Source organism: Leuconostoc lactis KCTC 3528 = DSM 20202, assembly GCF_014651235.1.
In the GTDB taxonomy this organism is placed as follows: domain Bacteria; phylum Bacillota; class Bacilli; order Lactobacillales; family Lactobacillaceae; genus Leuconostoc; species Leuconostoc lactis.
This window is the reverse complement of sequence record NZ_BMWM01000001.1, coordinates 114,314-132,342: the sequence shown is the minus strand read 5'-3', so window position 1 is coordinate 132,342 and position 18,029 is coordinate 114,314. Positions and strand designations below refer to the sequence as shown.

Sequence of the window (18,029 nt, the reverse complement as noted above, 5' to 3'; positions counted from 1 at the left end):
TTTTATTGAAAGGCAAAAAAACATGACAACAGTCACAAGTAACGAACTCACACCTGAGCAAGTTCGTGATTCAAAAATTTACACACAATGGGGACTAACGGAAGCAGAATACGATTTGATCGTTGCTGAAATCAAGCGCCTCCCTAACTATACGGAAACGGGTATTTTTTCTGGCATGTGGTCTGAACACGTGTCGTATAAGAAATCAAAGCCAATTTTACGTAAGTTCTGGTCAACAAATGAACGCGTCTTGCAAGGACCAGGTGAAGGTGCGGGGATTTTAGACATTGGTGATGGTCAAGCGGTCGTTTTCAAAGCTGAAAGTCACAACCATCCAAGTTTCGTTGAACCTTATGAAGGTGCGGCAACTGGTGTTGGTGGCATTCTGCGTGATATTTTCTCAATGGGTGCGCAACCCATTGCTGTGCTTGATTCACTCCGTTTTGGAGAATTAGACGATGCGCACACGAAGCACATTGTTGATGGTGTGATTGCCGGTATTGCTGGTTATGGGAACGCGATTGGCATTCCAACAGTTGGTGGTGAAATCAGCTTTGATAATGTTTACGCGGGTAATCCTTTGGTCAATGTTATGGCGGTTGGTTTAATGGATCAAGCGGCTATGCAAGTCGGTCAAGCCAAAGGTGTTGGGAATGCGATTATCTATGTTGGCGCCAAAACTGGCCGCGATGGGATTAACGGGGCGTCATTTGCTTCAGCAGAGTTCTCAACTGAACACGAATCAGATCGTTCAGCAGTCCAAGTTGGTGATCCTTTCTTAGAAAAGTTGGTTATGGATGCGACATTAAAAGCTATTCATGACCACTCTGACATTATCGTTGGGATTCAAGACATGGGCGCTGCTGGATTGTTGTCATCAAGTTCTGAAATGGCCGCTAAAGCTGGCATGGGTATTACGTTGAATTTGAACAAAGTGCCGCAACGTGAAACGCACATGACCCCTTATGAACTGATGTTGTCAGAATCACAAGAACGGATGTTATTGGTGGTGAAGCGCGGTGAAGAACAAGCCATTTTAGATTTGTTCCACGAAGCGGATTTGGATGCTGTGGTGATTGGTGAAGTAACAGATAATGGCCGCTACGTATTGTCATTTAATGATGAAATTGTCGCTGATGTGCCGATTGACTTTTTGACACATGCGCCAAAGCAAGACTTGCCAATGGCTGAACCAAAGCGTTTGGCAACCTTTACGGCTGATCAGTATCAACCTGACTTGTCTGATGTCAAACAGACAATTCTTGACTTGTTGGCCCAACCAACGATTGCCTCAAAGGCCAGTCTATTCCGTCATTTTGATTCAATGGTGCGTGCGGATACGGCCATTAAGCCTGGTGGTGATGCCAGTTTGGTGCGCGTGCGTGGCACAAAGAAGGCGTTGGCCATGACGACCGATGTCAATGCACGTTATTTGTACTTAAATCCCCGTGTTGGGGCGAAAATGGCAGTCGCTGAAGCGGCCCGTAACATTGTCGCGACGGGTGCTTTGCCAATTGGGATTACGGATGGCTTGAACTTTGGGTCACCAGATAATCCAGAAGTGTATTATGAATTAGATCAAGCGGTTGCCGGTATTAATGAGGTGGCCAAGCAACTCAACACACCAATTATTTCGGGCAATGTCTCGCTTTACAATGAAACTGATGGTCAAGCTATTTACCCAACGCCAATGATCGGGATGGTTGGGTTACTGGATAACGTTGACCTTGCGACGACGATTGGCTTTAAGCAAGCCGGCGATGTGATTTATGTGATTGGAGCAACACAAGCGAGTTTCAACGGTTCAGAAATCCAAAAAATGCAAACCGGCACGATTGACGGCCAACTTTTTGAATTTGATGATGCAGCAGAAATGGCTGCTCAAACGCTTGTCCGTCAAGCAATTGGGCAACAGTTACTGGCTAGCGCGCATGATTTGGCTGAAGGTGGTTTGATTGTTGGTTTGTTGGAAAGCAGTTTTGCTGGTCAATTGAGCTTCAATGTCAACACAAACTTAGCGACACCATATTTGTTTGCCGAAACACCAAGCCGGTTCGTGGTGAGTGTGGCGGCAGATAAAGTGGCTGCTTTTGAAGCCTTGGCGGGCGATTTAGCCACGCGTATTGGCGACGTCACAACCGGCGATGATATTGTTGTGGCAACAACAACCGACGAAATTGTGTTGTCACGTCAGGCAGCACAAAAGGTTTATCAGGAGAGTATCTCATGGCAATTACAAGCGTAACCACACAGGAAATGGCCGCTAATTTGGCGCGACAGGCGGAAACAGCCCGTGTCAATGTGCGGAGCTTAAACGAAGAATGTGGGATTTTTGGTGTCTGGGGCCGACAAGATGCTGCGCAATTGACTTATTACGGGTTGCACGCCTTGCAACACCGTGGTCAAGAAGGTGCAGGCATCGTGTCCAATCACAACGGACATCTTTGGCAAGAACGTGGCTTAGGCTTGTTGAGTGATGTTTTCCGCGATCCAACACGGATTGAAGCGTTGGCTGGCGAAAGTGCTATCGGGCATGTCCGTTACGCAACGGCTGGTTCTCACGGCATTGAAAACATTCAACCCTTGATGGTGAATTTTCACGACATGCAAATTTCTTTGGCACATAATGGGAATTTGACGAATGCGAAGTCACTCCGCCAAGGGTTGGAAAAAAAGGGCGCCATTTTCCAAAGTTCATCAGATTCAGAAATTTTGTTGCACTTGATTCGCCGCTCAAAGGCGGATAAGTTTGTGGACAAGTTGAAAGAAGCCTTGAATATTGTGCGCGGTGGGTTTGCTTATCTGTTGCTCACACCACATGGTCTATATGCTGCTTTAGATCCGCATGCTTTTCGGCCGTTTGTGATTGGGCAAATGCCTGATAGTCATTACGTGGTTACATCAGAGACAGCTGCTTTGGATGTTGCTGGTGCACGCTTTGTCCGTGATGTGCAACCTGGCGAATTGATTACGATTGATGATAACGGCTTAACGATTGATCGTTATACCGATAAGACGACGCTCAATATTGATTCGATGGAATATATTTATTTTGCGCGACCTGACTCAACAATTTACGGCGTGAACGTGCATAAGGCGCGCAAGCGCATGGGTGCCGCCCTTGCTGCAGAACAGCCGGTGCCGGAAGCAGATATTGTGGTTGGGGTACCGAACTCAAGCCTTTCAGCAGCGGCTGGTTTTGCGGAAGCAACTGGCTTGCCCAATGAAATGGGTTTGGTGAAAAACCAATATATTGCCCGAACATTTATTGAACCAACTCAGGATAAGCGCGAACGGGCTGTCCGCATGAAGTTAAGTGCCGTTAAAGATGTTGTGCGTGGCAAAAATGTTGTCTTGGTGGATGATTCAATTGTTCGTGGGACAACCTCAATGTTTATTGTACGGATGTTAAAAGAAGCCGGCGCCAAGTCAGTGCATGTGCGTATTGCCAGTCCAGTCTTTAAATTCCCATCATTTTATGGGATTGATATGCAGACGACTGCTGAATTAATGGGCGCTAATAATACGCTAGATGAGATGCGCGACAAGATTGAGGCGGATTCGCTTGGTTTCTTGACTGTCGATGCGCTAGTCAAGGCGATTGATTTACCCTATGATGGTGAAGGTACAGGTCTGACAACGGCGTACTTTGATGGTCACTACCCAAGTCCAATCTATGATTATGAAGACAGTCTAGCTGACTTTGTAGCAACGGGTGCGGTAGACTTTACTGCTGAACCAACGACCACGTATCATCGCCGCCAAGTCGCTTCGTTACGCAACGAAGAAATCATGGCTGATGGGACGATCCATTTAGATTCACAAACAATTCAGGGAGTAGAAGTATGACCGGACAAAACGCTTATCAGCAAGCAGGCGTCGACATTAAAGCCGGTGAAGAAGCCGTCGAATTGATGAAAGATGCGGTCGCTGATACGTATAATGCACAAGTTTTGGATGGCTTAGGCGGCTTTGGGGCAGCTTTTGCTTTAGGTAATCAGTACCAAAACCCTGTCTTGGTATCGGGTGCTGATGGTGTCGGGACAAAGTTGTTACTAGCGATTGCGGCTGATAAACACGATACGATTGGACAAGATCTTGTGGCGATGGTGGCTAACGATATTTTGGCACAAGGGGCCAAGCCGGCATTTATGTTGGATTATCTTGCCGTGGATAAGATGCGACCAGCAGTCGTGGCAGAAATTGTCACGGGTGTGGCCAAGGCGGCCAAAGCTTCAGGAATGGCGTTAATTGGTGGTGAAAGTGCAGAATTACCAGGTCTTTATGCGCCTAAGCATTATGATTTGGCGGCATTTGCTGTTGGTGTGGCTGAGCAAGACCAACTCTTAAACCCTAAAAACGTGGCGGTTGGCGATGTTTTGATTGGTTTGCCATCTTCTGGAATTCATTCAAATGGCTACTCATTAGTGCGTCATGTCTTAGGGATTCAATCAGATGATGACTTTAATCAATTACCTGAAGACCTCAAGACGACCTTACTCACACCAACCGCTCTGTATGCCAAGCCGGCTTGGCCATTAGTTGAAGCTGGTTTATTGCAAGCGATGGCACACATTACGGGTGGTGGTTTGACGGAAAACCTACCACGTGCCTATGAGGCCACGCTTTCGGCGCAAATCAACTGGGGCGCATGGCCAATCTTGCCAATTTTTAACACGTTACAAGCTGCTGGGCAACTCACCCTTGACGATATGTTATTGACTTTCAATAATGGATTGGGCATGGTCTTGATTGTGAAGCCTGCTCATCGTGATGCGGTATTAGCGTCATTGGCTGCGCAAGATCAAGCCGCTTACGTGATCGGTGAAATGGTGCCGTATGCTGGGGCTGGCGTCGTTTATTCAGGAGACGTCCCATGGTAAGAAAAGTACGCTTAGCCGTTTTTGCGTCGGGGACAGGGACTAATTTTCAAGCCTTGTATGATGCCATTTTACAACGGCAGTTAGAGGCTGAAATTGTGCGGTTAATCGTGGATAAGTCATCAGCTGGGGCCTTAAACTTAGCCAAACTATTCGGTGTGCCGGCGACTTTTATCAAGTACTCAACGTATGACTCAAAACCAGCCGCTGAACAAGCAATTTTAGACCAACTAGCCGATGATCAAGTTGATGGTATTTTACTGGCTGGCTATATGCGGATTTTAACGCCAAAATTAATTGATGCCTATGCTGGTAAAATTATCAATTTGCATCCAGCCATGTTGCCCGCTTTTCCAGGTCGACACAGTATCTTGGATGCTTTTGAGGCAGGCGTTGACACGACTGGGGTGACCGTTCATTATGTCGATAACGGCATTGATACGGGCCAAATTATTGCCCAACAAGCCGTACCGCGTTATCCAGAAGATACGTTGTTGGATTTGGAAACACGAATCCACCAGGTCGAACATGTTTTATATCCCAATACTTTAGAACAGTTACTTAACGAAGGAGTTTTCTTAAAATGACACGTGCATTACTCAGTGTTTCTGATAAAAGTGGTCTGGTACCATTTGCTGAAAAGTTGGTTGCCTTAGGCTATGAATTGATTTCAACGGGCGGCACGCATAAAGTGCTTGCTGAAGCAGGACTGGACGTGATTGCCATCGATGATGTCACAGATTTTCCTGAAATGTTAGATGGTCGGGTCAAGACATTGCATCCCCGCGTCCATGCAGGGTTATTGGCACGTCGTGATTTGCCAGAACATATGGCTAAGTTAAGTGAGTTTGACATTGAACCCATTGACATGGTGGTTGTGAACTTGTATCCCTTCAAGTCAATGATTCAAAAAGATGGGGTGACAGAAGCCGAAGCCATTGAAAACATCGATATTGGTGGCCCATCAATGTTGCGTTCTGCCGCCAAGAACTTTGCAGCCGTTTTGCCAATTGTTGATCCAGCCGATTATGATGTTGTGATTGACAAATTGCAAACTGGCAGTGTTGATGCGGATTACCGAAAGTCATTAGCCGCTAAGGTTTTCCAACACACAGCAGCCTATGATGCCTTGATTGCGGATTATTTGACGACAACAGAATTTCCTCAGAACTTGACTTTGCCATACGAAAAGTTTGATGACATGCGCTATGGTGAAAACCCACATCAAAAGGCAGCGGCCTATAAGACAGCTTTGCCAGAAGCTTATTCTGTGCTGAATGCCGATATTTTGCATGGTAAGCAATTGTCATACAACAATATTCGCGACGCGGATGCCGCTTTGCGCATTATTGCTGAATTTGACGAGACAACGGTTGTCACTGTGAAGCACATGAACCCAGCAGGTATCGGGCAAGGGGCAACTTTGGAAGAAGCCTGGGACAAGGCGTTTGCCGCTGATGATGTATCAATTTTTGGTGGTATTGTCGCTTTGAACCGCGAAGTTGATGCCGCAACGGCCGAAAAAATGCACGCGATTTTCTTGGAAATCATCATTGCACCAAGCTTTACACCGGAAGCCTTTGAAATTTTGTCAGCCAAGAAAAACTTGCGTTTGTTGACAGTACCATTTACAACGACAGTACCACAAAAGTTAGAAGTCACGTCTGTTTTGGGTGGTGTTGTGGTGCAAGAGCGCGACTTGTATACGGATGCTGAAACAAACTTTGAAGTTGTGTCAAAGGCACAACCAACAGCTGAACAATTGCGGGCGATGATTTTTGCGCAAAAAGTAGTCAAGCACGTGAAGTCTAACGCGATTATTGTGGCGCGCGATGGCCAAACTTTGGGCATGGGTGCAGGTCAGCCAAATCGTATTGATTCGGTGGTCTATGCGATTCAAAAAGCTGAAACAAAGCCAGGCTTTGATGAAGCCGTCTTGGCCTCAGATGCTTTCTTCCCAATGGATGATTCGGTTCAATATGCAGCAGAACATGGGATCAAGGCAATTGTTGAACCAGGTGGGTCAATTAAGGATAAAGATTCGATTGCTAAAGCCGATGAATTGGGTATTGTACTAGTCTTTTCCGGCACACGTCATTTTAAGCATTAAACCTTTTAAGCGTCCTTTGGGACGTTTTTTTTATGCTATAATGCCAAAAGAGGTACACAGATGACAAGAACAACCCCCGTCGAATTAACGAACATGATTATGATTGAAAAGCTACAGACGCATGAAATTTTAGTCGAAGATCGACAAAACCCATCTTGGCCAGGCGTGACATTTCCTGGTGGTCACATCGAAGCAGGTGAAACAATTGTGGCCAGTGCTATCCGTGAGGCATATGAAGAAACAAGGTTGACAATTTCACAGCCCCAGCTGGTCGGGTTGAAGGAATGGCCTTTGCCAGACGGTCAACGCTACATCGTCTTTTTGTTTAAGGCAACCCAGTTTCAAGGTGATATTAAATCTGGGCGTGAAGGACAAATTTTTTGGACGACGCGTGAAGCGTTAAACGATATGCTGTTACCGCCAACTTTTAAAGAAATGCTACCGGTCTTTGACGATCCGCAAATTAATGAATTGGCATTGGGACCAAGGATTGCTGGTGAACGGTCGTTATCGTGGTTGTAACCGCATACATCCTTAATGTTCGTTTTGTTTCGTGTTAATTGCCAAAAGGTTCGTTATTAACGAACGCTTTTTATATTTGTGAGAAAAAGATAATTTATACACGAACACAAGCCGCGAAAATTCTGCTAAACTAAGTATATAGTTTGATATTTAGTAGTCAGTTTAGAGGATAATATGAAAAAAGTATTAGTAATTGGTTCAGGTGCGCGAGAGCATGCGCTTGCTCAGGCCTTTTTTCGGAGTGAACAGGTTGAACAAGTTATTGTCGCGCCTGGCAATGATGGCATGACGGATGACGTCTTGCGGCGCGCAGCTGTCGCCGTCACAGATTTACAAGGTTTGCGTGACTTAGCGGTGACTGAAGCGGTTGATTTAACATTTGTTGGGAACGAAGAACCCTTGACACTGGGCGTGGTGGATGTGTTCCGCCAAGCAGGGTTGCAAATTTTTGGCCCAACGCAAGCAGCAGCGCAATTAGAAGGGTCAAAGTCATTCACGAAGCGAATACTTGACCAATACAATATTCCAACGGCGCAATCACGGACGGTGACCAATCACACAGCTGCCCAAGCCGCTGTGACTGAATTTGGCTTGCCAATTGTTTTTAAACTAGATGGTTTGGCTTTGGGCAAAGGCGTGACGATTGTCACAACAGCTACCCAAGCAGCGGATTATTTAACCGACTTGTATACACGTCAGCCAGAAGCAAAACTGGTCATTGAAAGTTATCTTGACGGCGTTGAGTTCTCAATTTTCTCACTTGTGGGCCAAGATGGGGTGGTCACACATGCGCCATTAGCACAAGACCACAAACGTCGCTTTGATCAGGATAAGGGGCCAAATACTGGTGGTATGGGCGCGTATAGCCCAGTGCGTTGGTTGTCTGCAGAAGTTCGGCAACAAGCCATTGACACGCTTGTCATGCCAACGATTGCCGCCATGGCAAAAGAAGGGACACCGTTCACCGGTGTCTTATATACAGGGGTGATGTTAACGGCTGAAGGGCCTAAAGTGATTGAATTTAACGTGCGCTTTGGTGACCCTGAAGCGCAAGTTGTGTTGCCGCAGTACACTGGTGATTTTTATCAATTAATTGTTGATTTACTCCAAGGTCAGGCAGTTGACCCAGCATGGCAAACAGATGCCGTTTATGTCGGCGTTGTTTTGGCTGCTGCTGGTTATCCAGAAGCACCCGAAAAAGGCGCCAGTGTCCCAACACCAAGCGATGTGGCACCATTGGGGATTAACTATGCCGGTGTGAAAAATGGGCTTGCCAGCGGTGGCCGAGTAGCGACGGTTGTCGCCCATGCACAAGATACGCAAACAGCGCAACAAAAAGTGTATGAGACCATTGATCAATTACAATTAACATTACAGTACCGTCATGACATTGCCTATCAGGCTGTCCAACATGAGATGGATAAGATGTGAGAAGTGCAGTTAAACGAGGATAAAGAGATGCAAACAGATATTGAAATTGCCCAAGCCGCAACCGTTAAGCCGATTACAGAGATTGCTGCTGCTGCCGGTTTGGCCAGCCATGAAATTGAACCTTACGGTTTTGATAAAGCCAAAATCAAATTAGATCCAACGGTGCCCCGATCAAAGCAGTTGGGTAAGCTTATTTTGGTCACATCGATTAACCCAACGCCTGCTGGTGAAGGGAAATCAACGGTAACGGTTGGCTTGGCAGATGCGTTAGCAATGGCTGGTAAGAAAACCATGATTGCCCTTCGGGAACCGTCACTGGGCCCTGTGATGGGGATGAAAGGTGGTGCGACTGGTGGTGGGATGGCACAAGTCATCCCGATGGCGGATATTAATTTGCATTTTACTGGGGATTTTCATGCACTCACATCAGCCCATGATACGATTGCTGCCGTATTGGATAATAGTTTACAACAAGGTAATCCATTAAATATTGATCCGCGTCGTATTATTTGGAAGCGCGTGTTAGATATTAATGATCGTGCGCTGCGCCATATCACGATTGGGATGGGCGGACCGACTTCTGGTGTACCGCGAGAAGATGGGTTTGACATTACAGTTGCCTCAGAGTTGATGGCTATTTTGACCTTATCAACTGATTTAATGGACTTAAAAGCCCGTGTGGCGCGAATTGTGGTGGGTTATACCTACGACAAAGCGCCGGTGACGGTAGCAGATTTGGGTATTGCTGGCGCGATTGCGGTCTTGTTGAAAGATGCCATCAAGCCTAATTTAGTTCAGACGTTGGCACATACACCAGCCATTATTCACGGCGGGCCTTTTGCCAATATTGCCCAAGGAACTAATTCTATTTTGGCAACCAAAACGGCGTTGCAATTAGCAGATTATGCGGTGACTGAAGGGGGCTTTGGCGCTGACCTTGGTGGTGAAAAGTTCTTGGATGTGAAAGTGCCATTGTTGGGCAAAACGCCAGATGCGATTGTTGTCGTGGCAACCGTTCGCGCCTTGAAGCATCATGGGGGCGTGGCTTTAGCTGATTTAGATGCTGAAAATATCCCAGCACTAACTGTTGGACTTGAAAATTTGGGGCAACACTTGCTGGCTATGGGCCGTTACGGTGTGCCTGTGGTGGTGGCCATTAATCGTTTTACTGCCGATACCGAAGCAGAAATTCAAACCATTAAAGCGTATACTGAGCAGTTTGGGGCAACAGCGTATGCCACCGAAGTTTGGGCCAAAGATGGTGCTGGGGCGCAAGAACTCGCCGCTGCTGTGATTGAAGTGGCGGATCAAGAAGCCGACTTTACGCCACTGTATCAACCAGATGATGAGGCGTTGGATAAGTTGAACGCCATCGTGACCACAATTTATGGTGGGGCGGGCGTTGAATTATCAGCAACCGCGCAAAAACAACTCGCAGAGTTTAAACAACGTGGTTGGGATAAATTACCCATTATCATGGCGAAAACACAATATTCTTTCTCTGACGATCCTAAAAAACTCGGCGCGCCAAAAGACTTTGTGATTCACATTCGTGAATTTGTGCCGAAATTAGGCGCCGGTTTCTTAGTTGTGATGACAGGGACGATTTTGACGATGCCGGGCTTGCCAAAACATCCAGCAGCATTCGACATTGATATTGACGAAACAGGTAAAATAACTGGACTCTTTTAAATAACGACGTTAGCAGGGCACTGCTAACGTTTTTGGCGATGCATAAAAGAAAGTGAAGGATAACGCCATGGCACAGCTTGAAGTGAATTATTACTCACAAGTATTAGGAATGGATCGCGTGATGCAGGTAATCTTACCAGAACTATCTGATCACATGCCGGAATGGACACCAGCTGATCTGCAAGATCTCCCAGTTTTGTACTTATTGCATGGCATGTCAGGCGATCAAGCGGTCTGGTCGCGGCGGACAAGTATTGAACGGCTCGTGCGACAAACACCGCTAGCCATTGTCATGCCGTCGACTGATTTAGCTTGGTATACCAATACACAATATGGGATGGCTTATTTTGATGCGTTGTGCCACGAGTTACCGCAAAAAGTGGCAACATTGTTCCCACAAATTTCACAAAAACGTGAGAAAAATTTTGTGGCTGGCTTGTCAATGGGTGGATATGGGGCTTTTAAAATGGCGTTGGGTAGCAACCAGTTTAGTTATGCTGCCTCACTTTCTGGCGCGTTACTGGGTGATCCAAATTTTCCTGGACGCACAACTTGGCAAAGTCCGGCCTACTGGTCTGGTATCTTTGGCGATATGGATCAGTTACAAGGTTCCGAAAATGATGTTATTGCCCTTGCTAAAACACAAGCCCAAACGCCACCCGTACGCCCGAAACTTTACGCCTGGATTGGGGAGCAGGACTATTTATATCACAATAATTTAACCACTATCCCACAAATTCAGGCCTTAGGCTATGACGTGACGTTTGAAACAAGTCCAGGCACTCATGATTGGTATTATTGGGATCAACACATCGAACGCGTCCTCGAATGGCTGCCAATTAACTATCAACCAGAAGAACGGTTGTCTTAAGCACGAACACTTAAAGTTCGTGTTTTTTTATTTAGTTCATATTATATTTTATGATTGTACGTCATTTGTTTACAAAAAAAGAAATATATGATTAAATGATAAGATAAATCGTGAGGAGACGAATAAATGGAAAATAAATGGCTGCGGGCGGCATTGCCAGCGTTATTGATTCATGGCAGTATTGGGACCGTCTATGCTTGGAGTGTGTTTAAGCAGGCGATTGCCGATGATATTGGGGCATCGGTGGCCAACGTGGAGTGGGCTTTTTCAATTGCAATCTTATTTTTAGGGTTATCAGCAGCAGCTTTAGGGCATTTTGTGGAACAAGATATTAAAAAGTCCGCCATCTTGGCGACGATTTTTTTTGTGACGGGGATGATTGGCACCGGCATCAGTATTCAACAAAAATCATTGCTTGGGATTTATCTCTTTTATGGTGTGGTCATGGGCATTGGGTTAGGGATTGGATATTTAACACCAGTCAAAAATTTGATGTTATGGTTTAAAGAAAATAAGGGGCTGGGCACGGGTTTGGCAGTGGCGGGTTTTGGTTTGGCCAAGATGATTTTTTCACCCGTCATGATCGAACTACAACTACGGATCGGTCTCTGGCAAATGTTTGTCATTTTGGGTGGCGTGTTTGCCGTGATGATGCTGACGGGTGCTTGGTTGATTCGTAAGCCGGCTGATTGGCAAGAAAAGCCACTCAAACAGCGTTTTAATCCTTTGGTATTACTAAAGAACCACAACTTTATGGGGATTTGGCTGATGTTTTATTTAAACATTACCGCTGGACTAGCGATTATTTCCCAAGAAAAAGATATTTTAGCTGGGTTGCGTACCCCGTCGGGGACGGCGGCCTTTTCACTAGCAGCAATTGCGGTGGTGGTGAGTGTGGATGCCTTTTTTAACGCCGCGGGTCGGATTGGGTTTGCGAGCTTCTCAGACCGTTTACAAGATCGCAATACGATTTATCAAGTGATTTTCATCCTGTCATTGGTAATGGCGTTATTGGCCTTTTTCTTACCAGATCAGAGTGTGGTGATGCCGGTCGTGATTGTGGCGACATTTTTTGCGATTAACGCCAGTTATGGTGGTGGTTTTTCAGCTTTACCACCTTTGTTAGCGGATCGATTTGGCATGCATGCCATTTCAAAAATTCACGGCCTGGCTTTAACGGCGTGGGCAGCGGCTGGTTTATCGGGGAATCAACTAGCGAGTTTGATTGTGCATGGTTTGGGGATGCCGTATCAAAATGTCTTTATCGCCATTGCGATTTTATATGCGGTGGCTTTGGGGATTGCCACGTTTGTGGTGAAACCAACGCAAACCATTATCGAGTAAAACGCTTACAATCCTAACGTTCGTTTTGTCTTAAATAAACGACGTGATTGTTCGTATTTTACTAACTGTTCGTTGACTTTGTGAGATAAACCTCATAAAATAACGAACGTAACTCGTGTTTTACCTGTTACAATTGAATTGAAAGCTAGAACACTAAAGAAGTAGAGGAATCTTAAACATGATTGAACGTTATTCTCGTCAAGCGCTTCGTGATATTTGGTCAATACAAAACCAATATCAAACTTGGCTCGATGTTGAAATTGCTGTGGATGCCGGCTGGGTCGCTGCGGGGCACATTCCTGCAGAAGATTTGGAAAAAATCCGTCAAAACGCCACTTTTGACGTTGACCGCATTGCAGAGATTGAGTTATCAACGCGCCATGATGTTGTGGCATTTACCCGTAACGTGTCAGAATCACTTGGCGAAGAACGTAAGTGGATTCACTATGGCTTAACGTCAACCGATGTTGTTGATACAGCGCAAGCATTACGTTTGCGTCAAGCCAACGATATTATTAAACAAGATTTGCAAGAATGGCGCGAAGCCATTAAAGATTTGGCCTTGAAGTATAAAGACACTGTCATGATGGGACGCACACACGGTGTACATGCCGAACCAACCACTTTTGGCTTGAAGATGGCACGCTTCTATGCGTCAGCAACACGCGCGATTGAACGTTTTGATCGGGTGGCTGCTGAAGTCGAAACCGGTAAGTTATCTGGTGCCGTAGGCACGTTTGCCAATGTGCCACCTTATGTCGAAGCCGTGGCCATGAAGGAATTGGGCTTGACGCCACAACCAATTGGGTCACAAGTGTTACCACGTGATTTGCATGCTGATTACGTGCAAACGATTGCGTTGATTGGGACACAAATGGAAGAATTGGCAACGGAAATTCGCTCATTGCAACGCTCAGAAATTCATGAAGTTGAAGAAGGCTTTGCTAAAGGACAAAAGGGTTCTTCAGCAATGCCACACAAGCGTAACCCAATTGGTAATGAAAATATTACTGGTTTGGCACGTGTCTTGCGTGGCTATGCCGTAACAGCACTTGAAGATGTGACATTGTGGCATGAACGCGATATTTCACATTCTTCAGCCGAACGCATTATTTTGCCTGATGCAACGACAACATTGGATTACATGTTGAATCGTCAAACAGGTATTTTGAAGAATTTGGGTGTCTTCCCTGAAAAAATGCGTCACAATATGGATCGCACTTACGGTTTGATTTATTCACAACGTTTGTTGTTGAGCTTAATTGATGCCGGCTTGTCACGTGAACAAGCCTATGATACGGTGCAACCATTGACAGCACGTTCATGGGATGAACAATTGATGTTCCGTGACTTGGTTGATGCGGATCCAACAATCACTGCCCATTTGACTAAAGCACAAATTGATGACGCGTTTGATTATCACTATCACTTGCGTCATGTTGATGAAATTTTTAAGAGAGTAGGTTTGGCATGACATCACTAATTAACCATCCAGCAATTAAGACAGTTTTAGCAACGGAAACAGATATTCAAGCACAAGTGCAACGTGTGGCGAATGAACTTACCAGTAAATTTGCGCATAATGACAAGCGGCCAGTTTTTATTGCAGTCCTCAAGGGTGGGGTGATTTTTGCCACAGATTTACTCCGGAAAATGCCATTGGATGTTGACTTTGACTTTGTCGATGTCAAAAGTTATTCAGGTGCTTCTTCAACTGGCCAAGTTAAAGTGGTCCATGACGTGAGCATGGATTTAACAGGACGTGATGTCGTGATCGTCGATGAAATTATTGATTCTGGTCGGACGATGCAATGGTTGCAAAACTATTTTGAACTCAAAGGGGCCGCAAGTGTGACGACGGTAGCCTTAGCTGATAAAAAGGCCGCTCGGGTGGTTGACTTTGACGTTGATTACTTTGGTCTTGATGTGCCCGATGAATTCTTAGTTGGCTATGGCATGGATTACAATAATTTCTTCCGTAATTTGCCGGTTATTGCCATTATTGATTTTGATAAAATTGATTTGATTAAGTAATCAAACTAAAAACGCAACGCCTTAAGGCGTTGCGTTTTTGCTTTGGTTGATAAAGTTTTGTAGATTTGAGGCATACAGCCGTGGCTTTGATGGTAGTTCTGAGAGGTGTCGTGCACCAAGCAGGGTCATGAGTCGTGGTAACGCACGTTGCCATGATATAATTTCATCAATGAGGCCGGCTTCGCCATGCGTCATTAAAGTGTTGAGCATATAGCCCGCACTGGACGTAATCGTTGCCCCTAGCATGAGGCTTGTCATGACGTCATTGGCCGACGCGATGCCACCAGTAGCAATCACCGGTAATGTGTTCTGTGCCAATTGTGCTGACAGTAAACTTTCAACGGTTGATAAACCAAACTGGTCAATATTAAAGTTGTCAGCCTGACGATCACGTCGTCGTTCAATCATTGCAAAGTTTGTGCCATTAGCCCCGCCAACATTAATAGCAGCTGGTTGTAACTGCTTTAAGGTGTCAAAAGCCTGCTGACTCATGCCAAAACCAACTTCTTTGACAATAACCGGTACCGGTGACTTTGCAATGACAGTCGCTAAGTTATCCAGCCAATAGAAAGCACGATCACCTTCAGCCATCACTAATTCCTGTGCCACATTGACATGTAATTCGATGGCATTGGCATCCATCATGTCAATGGCGTCACGAACATGGGCAATGGGATGATCAGCACCCAGATTCGCGATTAAAAAGCCATCAGGATGCATGTCACGGACAATTTTAAAGGTTTGTGCGACTTCCGGTTCTTTGAGTGCGATGGATTGTGAGCCAACGGCCATCGCTAAACCAGTTTTTTGGGCAACGCTTGCGAGTTGACCGTTGATCCGGCCCGTCAAATTTGAGCCACCTGTCATCGCTTCAATATAAAAAGGCCAGTCAAACGTATGATTAAACAATGTTGTGTGGACATCCGCTTCGGCAACCGCCATTTCAGGGAAAGTGGCTGGTAACCAGCGGACATCGGCAAAAGTTGCGCCAATGGGGTTATTTTCTTGTTGCCGCCAAAGTTTGACACCAAGAGATAAGTGTTCATCTTTGCGATGGGCTTGTGCGGATTCAGTCATAGTGCACCTCGTTTTCGGGAAAAATCGTCATAAATAGGGGATCAACACCGCCCGCCTGCCAAACTTTGATGAGTGTTTCGGCCTCATCAGTGACTACGGCAAACCCATTGTCGCCATAACCGGCACCACTAATTTTTCCGGCAACTTGATTTAAGCTGGCGAGGAAATGGGCAAGCTTTGGCGTCACGTAACCTGCTGGCAAGCATGTTTGCAGTAAGTTTTGATTTGCTTGGAGTGCCTGAACTAATTGGGGATAGTCATGTGTCGTTAAGGCTTGAATAACGCGAGAGACAGCTTGTTGACTCTGCGTCAAGAAAGTAGCGTTAAGGTCGAGTTGATGAATGGCTGACTTGGTATCAGCTGATTCATGGGTAGCGCCGAGTAATAAGCGCCAGTGGCTTGGCCAAGGTAAGGGGGTAATGTTGAGAGCTGGCCAGTCACGGTCAATCGCTTCAGGCGTTGGCCACTGTTGTGCTGTACCGATCACTTGGGTTAAATCCGGACTTTGATAGGCGATTACGCCGCCGTATGTAATGGAGGCAATGTCACCTAGGGAACCATTTTTTTGCACGAAATAGTGGGCCAAACCAGCCAGCTTAAAGCGGGTTAGGCGTGGTAAATGCAGTGAAAAATGGGCATCAAGGGCGTCAATAATCCCAACGACAACAGCTGCAGAAGAACCGAGCCCCAGTTTGCCATATGGTCCGTTTAAATCACTTTCGATGGTGATGTTAACGTCTGATAGCGTTGGTAAAGTCGTTTTAAATTGGGTATAGTCTTGAAGCATTTTAATGGCGGCTTGCACATAACGCCAGTGATCTTGCCCAACGGTAATCGGCTCTGCCATGTTAAAGTGCCAAGCTGTCGCAATACTATTAGACGTGACGGATGAGGTAGGGGCATCGGTCACGGTTAAGTTTAGCCCCATCGCTGTGGCCGCGATAACTGCGGTATGGCCAGGTGCCGTAATGGCATATTCGCCAGCTAAAAAGAGTTTGCCGGGGACTGAGCGTTTAGTCATCATAATGAATACCTGCACCGCTAGTGGCGATTTCAAGGTGAAGATCGGGCATAGCGGCTTGTAACTGGTACACAATCAATGGTGCGTGTGCTTGTGTGGTGATGATTTTAACATTTGGGCCGGCATCAAGCGTGGCAAAAGCTAGTAATCCTTGACGACGCATGTCAGCGACCAAGGTCAAAATGTCGGTTGTGTCATTGGTAAAATAAGTGAACGGGTCCAGGCGGGCTGTTCGGTTCAAATCATGCATCGCTAGGGCATTGGTTTCGGCAATCGTGCCGATTTTTTCAATGTCACTGGCTTGAATGGCAGCTTGCATATCACGCAATTGGGTCGCACTATTTTGCACCCAAGTCGCATAATCAGGCGATGTTGCCGCGCGCCGCATTCCTTCAGTCGACCCCACCTTTTTCATGGCTGTTGAGACTTCTGCGACCACTAAGGCAATGGGCATGTCGGGGGCATGCAAACTTTCGGCAAATGATGAGGCATCATCATGACCTTCATGCCAAATGGCAAAATGACCATAAAACGAGCGTGAGGCGGAACCAGAACCCCGACGGGCTAAACGCGATAACGTCATGTTATCGAGCTCGAGTCCCAATTCACGCGTTACTGCGCCAGTTAAGGCCGCAAAAGCTGATGCAGAGGATGCAAGTCCCGCGCCGGTTGGCACATGATTTTCTGATGCAACAGTCAGTGGGGCAAAGTCGCCCAAATTATCGCGTAGCATGTCTAAGAAGCGGTGGATACGTTGGCTATCAAAAGGTCGCCCATTGATCAGTAATTCATCGGCTGAAGCACTTTGGCTCACGGTGGTGCGTGTATAAAATTCATTGAGCGTTAGTGAAATCGAGCTCGTGGTTGGTAGATTTAAAATCGGATCCTTTTTTCCCCAATATTTAATGAGGGCAATGTTGGTATGGGCAGTTGCTGTGGTTGTCATAAACGTTCTTTCTATCCAAAATTGAGTTATCTTAATATTATCATAATTTAGCCACAGCTGGGGTGAGCAGCTGTGGGCAGGGGCAAAATTTTGCAATAAAA

15 protein-coding genes are annotated in these 18,029 nt (G+C 46.1%); 12 read left to right on the top strand and 3 right to left on the bottom strand.

What is annotated here, in order from left to right; translation table 11 throughout:
• Positions 1 to 22: 22 nt before the first annotated feature.
• The 12 genes from purL (at position 23) to hpt (ending at position 14,884) form a co-directional block, all read left to right on the top strand.
• Positions 23 to 2,245 carry a phosphoribosylformylglycinamidine synthase subunit PurL gene (purL, locus tag IE039_RS00600; protein ID WP_189428548.1) on the top strand — a complete coding sequence of 741 codons (2,223 nt, stop codon included), beginning with the start codon at positions 23 to 25 and terminating at the stop codon, positions 2,243 to 2,245.
• A complete protein-coding gene (gene purF, locus IE039_RS00595; protein WP_189428547.1) occupies positions 2,227 to 3,849 on the top strand; it encodes an amidophosphoribosyltransferase in 1,623 nt (540 codons plus the stop codon). Before purL ends, purF begins: the two co-directional genes overlap by 19 nt.
• Positions 3,846 to 4,883 carry a phosphoribosylformylglycinamidine cyclo-ligase gene (purM, locus tag IE039_RS00590; RefSeq protein WP_010003145.1) on the top strand — a complete coding sequence of 346 codons (1,038 nt, stop codon included), beginning with the start codon at positions 3,846 to 3,848 and terminating at the stop codon, positions 4,881 to 4,883. Before purF ends, purM begins: the two co-directional genes overlap by 4 nt.
• On the top strand, positions 4,877 to 5,467 hold the full coding sequence (gene purN / locus IE039_RS00585; RefSeq protein ID WP_010003146.1) for a phosphoribosylglycinamide formyltransferase: 591 nt from the start codon (positions 4,877 to 4,879) through the stop codon (positions 5,465 to 5,467). Before purM ends, purN begins: the two co-directional genes overlap by 7 nt.
• Positions 5,464 to 6,990: a bifunctional phosphoribosylaminoimidazolecarboxamide formyltransferase/IMP cyclohydrolase gene (gene purH / locus IE039_RS00580; RefSeq protein WP_010003147.1), complete on the top strand. Its 1,527-nt coding sequence runs from the start codon at positions 5,464 to 5,466 to the stop codon at positions 6,988 to 6,990. Before purN ends, purH begins: the two co-directional genes overlap by 4 nt.
• A gap of 60 nt (positions 6,991 to 7,050) precedes the next feature.
• The gene (locus tag IE039_RS00575; RefSeq protein ID WP_010003148.1) at positions 7,051 to 7,512 is read left to right on the top strand and encodes an 8-oxo-dGTP diphosphatase; all 462 of its coding nucleotides are present in this window, start codon (positions 7,051 to 7,053) and stop codon (positions 7,510 to 7,512) included.
• Between the two features lie 174 nt (positions 7,513 to 7,686).
• Complete coding sequence (purD, locus tag IE039_RS00570; RefSeq protein ID WP_189428546.1) at positions 7,687 to 8,943, top strand: phosphoribosylamine--glycine ligase; 1,257 nt, start codon at positions 7,687 to 7,689, stop codon at positions 8,941 to 8,943.
• Between the two features lie 27 nt (positions 8,944 to 8,970).
• Positions 8,971 to 10,635 carry a formate--tetrahydrofolate ligase gene (locus IE039_RS00565; protein WP_010003046.1) on the top strand — a complete coding sequence of 555 codons (1,665 nt, stop codon included), beginning with the start codon at positions 8,971 to 8,973 and terminating at the stop codon, positions 10,633 to 10,635.
• A gap of 67 nt (positions 10,636 to 10,702) precedes the next feature.
• The gene (locus IE039_RS00560; RefSeq protein WP_010003047.1) at positions 10,703 to 11,506 is read left to right on the top strand and encodes an alpha/beta hydrolase; all 804 of its coding nucleotides are present in this window, start codon (positions 10,703 to 10,705) and stop codon (positions 11,504 to 11,506) included.
• A 126-nt stretch (positions 11,507 to 11,632) separates the two neighbouring features.
• Positions 11,633 to 12,850, top strand: coding sequence for an OFA family MFS transporter (locus IE039_RS00555; RefSeq protein WP_010003048.1), 1,218 nt, complete (start codon positions 11,633 to 11,635; stop codon positions 12,848 to 12,850).
• A gap of 178 nt (positions 12,851 to 13,028) precedes the next feature.
• On the top strand, positions 13,029 to 14,324 hold the full coding sequence (purB, locus tag IE039_RS00550; protein ID WP_010003049.1) for an adenylosuccinate lyase: 1,296 nt from the start codon (positions 13,029 to 13,031) through the stop codon (positions 14,322 to 14,324).
• Positions 14,321 to 14,884 carry a hypoxanthine phosphoribosyltransferase gene (gene hpt / locus IE039_RS00545; RefSeq protein ID WP_010003051.1) on the top strand — a complete coding sequence of 188 codons (564 nt, stop codon included), beginning with the start codon at positions 14,321 to 14,323 and terminating at the stop codon, positions 14,882 to 14,884. Before purB ends, hpt begins: the two co-directional genes overlap by 4 nt.
• A gap of 21 nt (positions 14,885 to 14,905) precedes the next feature.
• Here hpt and fni read toward each other — a convergent pair whose 3' ends face one another.
• From fni to mvaD, 3 genes are read right to left on the bottom strand one after another with little or no spacing between them, the layout of a single operon-like run.
• Positions 14,906 to 15,961 carry a type 2 isopentenyl-diphosphate Delta-isomerase gene (gene fni, locus IE039_RS00540; RefSeq protein WP_010003052.1) on the bottom strand — a complete coding sequence of 352 codons (1,056 nt, stop codon included), beginning with the start codon at positions 15,959 to 15,961 and terminating at the stop codon, positions 14,906 to 14,908.
• Entirely contained in the window at positions 15,954 to 16,982 is a 1,029-nt protein-coding gene (locus IE039_RS00535) for a phosphomevalonate kinase (RefSeq protein ID WP_189428579.1), read from the bottom strand. The genes fni and IE039_RS00535 overlap by 8 nt, the downstream gene beginning before the upstream one ends.
• Complete coding sequence (gene mvaD / locus IE039_RS00530) at positions 16,975 to 17,928, bottom strand: diphosphomevalonate decarboxylase (RefSeq protein WP_189428545.1); 954 nt, start codon at positions 17,926 to 17,928, stop codon at positions 16,975 to 16,977. Before mvaD ends, IE039_RS00535 begins: the two co-directional genes overlap by 8 nt.
• Positions 17,929 to 18,029: the final 101 nt, after the last annotated feature.

Bases quoted from the DNA above. Each gene is read 5' to 3' on its own strand.
- purL (WP_189428548.1), top strand. From the start codon at position 23: ATGACAACAGTCACAAGTAACGAACTCACACCTGAGCAAGTTCGTGAT.
- purF (WP_189428547.1), top strand. From the start codon at position 2,227: ATGGCAATTACAAGCGTAACCACACAGGAAATGGCCGCTAATTTGGCG.
- purM (WP_010003145.1), top strand. From the start codon at position 3,846: ATGACCGGACAAAACGCTTATCAGCAAGCAGGCGTCGACATTAAAGCC.
- purN (WP_010003146.1), top strand. From the start codon at position 4,877: ATGGTAAGAAAAGTACGCTTAGCCGTTTTTGCGTCGGGGACAGGGACT.
- purH (WP_010003147.1), top strand. From the start codon at position 5,464: ATGACACGTGCATTACTCAGTGTTTCTGATAAAAGTGGTCTGGTACCA.
- IE039_RS00575 (WP_010003148.1), top strand. From the start codon at position 7,051: ATGACAAGAACAACCCCCGTCGAATTAACGAACATGATTATGATTGAA.
- purD (WP_189428546.1), top strand. From the start codon at position 7,687: ATGAAAAAAGTATTAGTAATTGGTTCAGGTGCGCGAGAGCATGCGCTT.
- IE039_RS00565 (WP_010003046.1), top strand. From the start codon at position 8,971: ATGCAAACAGATATTGAAATTGCCCAAGCCGCAACCGTTAAGCCGATT.
- IE039_RS00560 (WP_010003047.1), top strand. From the start codon at position 10,703: ATGGCACAGCTTGAAGTGAATTATTACTCACAAGTATTAGGAATGGAT.
- IE039_RS00555 (WP_010003048.1), top strand. From the start codon at position 11,633: ATGGAAAATAAATGGCTGCGGGCGGCATTGCCAGCGTTATTGATTCAT.
- purB (WP_010003049.1), top strand. From the start codon at position 13,029: ATGATTGAACGTTATTCTCGTCAAGCGCTTCGTGATATTTGGTCAATA.
- hpt (WP_010003051.1), top strand. From the start codon at position 14,321: ATGACATCACTAATTAACCATCCAGCAATTAAGACAGTTTTAGCAACG.
- fni (WP_010003052.1), bottom strand. From the start codon at position 15,961: ATGACTGAATCCGCACAAGCCCATCGCAAAGATGAACACTTATCTCTT.
- IE039_RS00535 (WP_189428579.1), bottom strand. From the start codon at position 16,982: ATGACTAAACGCTCAGTCCCCGGCAAACTCTTTTTAGCTGGCGAATAT.
- mvaD (WP_189428545.1), bottom strand. From the start codon at position 17,928: ATGACAACCACAGCAACTGCCCATACCAACATTGCCCTCATTAAATAT.